Source organism: Ureibacillus terrenus (genome assembly GCF_006569205.1).
Classification (GTDB): domain Bacteria; phylum Bacillota; class Bacilli; order Bacillales_A; family Planococcaceae; genus Ureibacillus; species Ureibacillus terrenus.
Window position 1 is genome coordinate 1 of the sequence record NZ_VIGD01000037.1, and the last position, 5,133, is coordinate 5,133.

The 5,133-nt window shown below is 37.2% G+C and carries 5 protein-coding genes; all 5 read left to right on the top strand.

Going from position 1 to position 5,133, the window contains the following annotated elements; all coding sequences use genetic code 11:
- Positions 1 to 136 (top strand): IS3 family transposase (locus tag FKZ59_RS15260; protein WP_141603357.1); only part of this gene is annotated, 136 nt, incomplete at its 5' end.
- A 216-nt stretch (positions 137 to 352) separates the two neighbouring features.
- Positions 353 to 2,416 carry a CREC-EF hand family protein gene (locus FKZ59_RS13985; protein WP_141603358.1) on the top strand — a complete coding sequence of 688 codons (2,064 nt, stop codon included), beginning with the start codon at positions 353 to 355 and terminating at the stop codon, positions 2,414 to 2,416.
- Entirely contained in the window at positions 2,413 to 3,276 is an 864-nt protein-coding gene (locus tag FKZ59_RS13990; protein ID WP_141603359.1) for an ABC transporter ATP-binding protein, read from the top strand. The genes FKZ59_RS13985 and FKZ59_RS13990 overlap by 4 nt, the downstream gene beginning before the upstream one ends.
- A gap of 1 nt (position 3,277) precedes the next feature.
- Positions 3,278 to 3,937 carry a hypothetical protein gene (locus FKZ59_RS13995; RefSeq protein ID WP_141603360.1) on the top strand — a complete coding sequence of 220 codons (660 nt, stop codon included), beginning with the start codon at positions 3,278 to 3,280 and terminating at the stop codon, positions 3,935 to 3,937.
- A 481-nt stretch (positions 3,938 to 4,418) separates the two neighbouring features.
- On the top strand, positions 4,419 to 4,853 hold the full coding sequence (locus FKZ59_RS14000; protein ID WP_246045914.1) for a hypothetical protein: 435 nt from the start codon (positions 4,419 to 4,421) through the stop codon (positions 4,851 to 4,853).
- The last annotated feature ends 280 nt before the right edge of the window (positions 4,854 to 5,133 follow it).

Here is a 5,133-nt window from a genome sequence, read left to right on the forward strand (position 1 = left end):
GGCGTTTGACAGCTATGAAGAAGCTTATCAAGCCGTGATGGAGTACATGAAATTTTATAACGAGCGAAGGATTCATTCGAGTATTCTCGATCTTCCACCGCATGAATTTTACAAAAAAGCGCAAACGAAATCGTGAATCATCAAAAAGTTCGCGTATAGGCAAGAGGATTTTGTCTTCTTGCCAAGAAAAAACGAGAAATTTTGAGAATAACCTAAAATAAGATAGGATGTGTCCAAATTTAGGGGGTCAATCCGGAGGCTGTTCCGTCAGCGTTCAATAGGCTATTCATTCAAAAATAACATAAGCAAAAAAGCCATTTCTAATCCATTCATGAGGAGGTGTCATTTTTTTATGAGCATGTTTTTCAGTTTATTGGTATTTTATGCAAAACAAATGTTGAAAAGTTTTCTGTATTTGGGAACGTTTCTTTTCATGGTCATTATGCTGTTTTTCCGTTTTGTGATTAGACAAAATGACTTTTTTGGATATACAAATTACGGAAATTTTGTAGGGGAAATGACATTAATCGTGCAGGCGGTTATGCTTCTATTTATGATTTTCTTTTATAAGTTATTTTCCGATGAATATAAGTTTGGCGCCAACAATTTATTTGTTGGATCTTTCCGGATCACTTTATTCAAAATAACGGCTTTATTCTGTAATCATCTATTATTTCTGGTTGTTTTGATCGGGTTTCAGATTGCTTTGATTTTCTTTTTTTACCGTACGTGGGAAATTCCGTTTTCCTCTTTTTATACACAAACCGTGTCTTATGTCATCGTTTATTGGTTTTTGCCGTTTGTGCTTGCCTTTTTCTTGGGGATATTCACAGCCCTTCTTTTTGGGAAAAACAAGATAAGCTTCGTATTTATGATGGTTGTCTGGCTGGCGATTGGACCGATGAATACAGAATTGTTTTCCCGTTATTTTCGTCAATTTTCATTTTCTGATGTAGAAAGTTTGTTTTACATCGGTCCATTGAATATTAACGATGTATTCGAAGATGTAGTTGGATATAATCTTAGTTTATCTACATATATGAAGATCTTTTTTTGGATTGTCCTGGCGATAATGGCGGTTTTTGCAGCAGTTTTGAAGACCACCCGCACAGTACCGGAGAAGTTGATCATTATAATGATGATCGTTTTCCTATTGATAGGAAATTCCGTTATCTTTCCTAAAATATTTGAAGGTGGAAAGCTTGCCTTTAGTTATGCCGATTATGATCAAGAGTCATTGTATTATAAAACCCGTAAAGCAACCATTCATCCTGATACTTTACAATATTCCATCCAGGGATATGACATTCAATTGGATGCAAGGAACGGGACAAAAGCCAAAACGAAGGTCATCTTGGATGAAATACAAAATCCAACATTATCCTTTGTGCTCTACCATTTTTTTGATGTGAAAAAAGTGACGGACAAGGAAGGCCAAAATTTGCCGTTTACCCAAAAGGGGGATTTTGTAGTGGTGGAAAGAACAGCCAATGATCCAACAGATGAATTGACGTTTTATTATCAAATGAAGAATTCATCGCATCTCCCTGTTTCCTCAAACTATTTATATTTGCCCAATTACTTCAGTTGGATTCCAATGAAAGCCAAACATCCGCCTTTTGATTTTGACTATTTTACGAATGAGGGCACGATTGATTTGTCCATGCAAACAAAAGAACCGGTCCACTATACCTTATCTTTTAAGGGGGACGTGCCATTTTATACGAATTTGCCGCGAAATAAAGAAGGGGAGTACAGCGGGGAAGTGTCCGGGGGAATTACCGTTGTAGCCGGCATGTTTTTAAAGAAACAAATCGATGAATGGGAAATCGTGTATCCAAATGACTGGCAGGATATCACTGAGAATTGGCCGATTTTTCAAAGTTATCTGATCCAAGCGCATAAAAAATTAGTGGACATGTTTCAAATACAGGATATGAAACTTCCGAAAAAAATAATATTTCTCAATCCCACTTGGGAAACAAACGCTTATTTGAGCAGTGATCATTTGCTGTTTCAAACCCATACTTTGTATAGTATTGCATCCCCGTATACATTGGTGAATATGCCTGAAGTTTTGTTGAAAGCTTTACTTTGGAATTATGATAAGCGGGAGTTTTCTTCTTATGAACAAATTGTAGCATTTAATCAATTGTTGACCTATTTGATTCGAAATGAATTAGAACTGGAAATGTTAAATTCCTATTATTTTCATACCTATTTACCTGAACACTTTGAAGAGTATGACCAAGAAACACAGAGAGCGGTTAGACATATATATGAAGAATTATTTCAACTATCGGATGAAGAGAAAAAACAATTTCTTTTGCTATGGTACAAGGAAATGGACAAGGTTTCGGACAGCTGGGTGAAAACAGAAAAGTTATTCCAGGAATTTAAGGAGGGAAGAAGATGATCCGGGTTTCGGGAGTAAAGAAACGGTTCAGAAAATATCAAATATTATCGGATGTTACGTTGGAGATGGAGGGGATTTACGGTTTAGTGGGGCCCAATGGTGCCGGTAAGACGACGTTGATGAAAATATTGTCAAGTCTCATCTCCTTGGATGAAGGAATAATAGAAATCAACGGAGAGAATTATGTGAAAGGGCGGTATGTGAAGGCCAATCACCTGATCGGATACTTGCCCCAAGATTTTATGGTCTATCCCCAAATTAGTGTGGTGGAAACGTTGGATCATATCGCCATCATGCAAGGCATGTTGAATAAAAAGGAGAGGGCAAGAGCCATAAGAGAGGCAATCGACAAGGTGAATCTGGCGGGGCATGAAAATAAGAAAATGATGGAATTATCCGGCGGAATGAGAAAGCGGGTAGGTATTGCCCAGCTGTTGATGAGAAAGCCGTCGATCCTCATTTTTGATGAACCGACAGCGGGATTGGACATTGAAGAGCGGATCCGCTTCCGCAATTTGTTAAAAAATCTTGGTTCGGAGCATACCGTCATCATTTCCTCGCACATTGTCGAAGACATTGAGTTTTTATGTACAAAGATTGGCATTTTAAAAAGCGGGAGAGTTCTATTTGAAGGCACTCCAGCCGAGCTTAAAGCCCATGCGGAAGGATATGTTTGGGAATATCATGTATCACCGGAAGAATTGGATTACATCATGGTGGAAAAGGAAGTGATTCAGCTTCTAGAAGAGGAAGATGGCGTGAATGTACGGGTGTTTGCGAAAGAAGGAGAAGAAGGAGCGAAACAAGTGGCACCAAGGCTTATCGATGGTTATTTAGCCGTTGTTAGGGGTGTGAACTAGAATGAGGGATTACTTAGAAAGCATTTATGCCACCTTTTTATTTGACCGAAAGACGATGGGGCTCACTTTTTTTGTCCCGATTGTGATGTTTGGATTATCTCTGTTGCTTATTCTGCTTGTTCCAAGAGAGCAAAACGGCATCTATAACAATATTATTATTATCCAAGGAGTTTTCATTCCATTTTCTTGCTGGTGTCTTATGTATAGGCTGAGCGAAATGTATGAAGAAGGCGCGCAGGAAACATTAGTTCCATATTACTCCAAACGGTTTGGGATTGACTTCTTCAGATACTTTATTATCAATATCATCGGGGTTTTTCTTCTGTGTACCGCTTTTGTGGTGAAATACGGGATGTCTTCATTATCTGCTTTAAACGTGATTCATTTCATTATTTTAGTGTTATTCTATATGTTTTTTGGAACATCCCTTATCGTGCTTATCAAAAACATTGAGATTTCCCTTACCATTATTATTATTTATACGGTTTTAGAAGTGGTAACGTTAGGGGAATTTATGCCGTGGCCGCACATCTTTTTATTCCAGCCGCCCGTTTGGGATCCGTTTTTATTAAGGAAATTTGTGATTTTATTGATAACGGTTATTGCGCTTATGTTCACAACGGTTATTTTCATTCGGAGGGCAGACAGGAAACCTCAGTAGTATATAGAGCTGCTGCTTGCGCTTTTTCAGGATCATTGAAGAACAAGGGATGGGAAAGGAAGTAAAAACTTTTCTTAAAAATTAGAAAATAATAGATCAAGCTCCCTCTGCTTGTTGCTTCTCAAGTGAAACGTCCTAAGCACTGAAAAACTTTTCTTTGTGATGCTCGATGTACGCTAAGATGCTGCCACCAATTGTTCAATCTCATGGATATCCTTAAACATCCGTATTTTCCGCAAGCAAAATTGTGGTAAATACGGATGTTTTTTCTAATTCCTTTTGATACAATGGGGGGGAGCTGAGCGGCTTGACAAGATAATGAATGAGGAAGGAATCTTTATGAGCAAAAGAAAACCTGTTAAAAAGCTTATAGGTATTGTCTTTTTTATATTAGTTTTTGTATTTGCATGTACTGTATTTTTTTTGGATTTACATCTTACTCCTTTAAACGCTGCTAAGAAAAACAATTATATACATAAGAATGCTAAGCGCTCGTGAATACGAAATATATATTTTTCAGGATAACGATCAATCTTATAAAACTGTCATATCTAAGCCTTTTGGACCATTCTGGAAAAGTGAGATAGCATTTAATTATCAATCAAATTTAAAAAATGATATTGAAACAGTTGGCTACGCCAAGATAAATGATCAAACCATTAATGTGCTTATGTTGGCTTTTAAAACAAATACAAATGACATTAAATATGTTGAAGCTGGTCCGGACGGAGAAAGATTTTTGCGTCCAATGCATCTAGGGAATATCGAGATTTTTTACTGGGAAGGGAAGTTTAATGAAAGAGATATCAACCCAATAGCTCTTTCTGCCGATAAAAAGCCAAAATATTACTATGGTTTTTCTAAAGATGAACAATATGATGATCTAAGGACAGTACAATGGCATGAATATCATTAGTTTCTACGTGAAATATATACTTAAAAATAGGGTTTTTACTCATTAGCCCCCGGACGCACGATAAAGGTTATTTTTTATAATCGTAGTGACAATGGGGCGTGTGACAGATGAAATGGAGAAAGTGTTTGAAGGACTTTAAACTACCAAGCATTCTGGTACCGTCAAGAATTTTGTGTAATGTAAATGGGGTAGGGTTTCTCTGAAATGGATTTGAATTGATAGGGGACTGATTTTCTCCACACAGGAGACTGAATATTCAGTCTCTTGTGTGGAAAGGGAG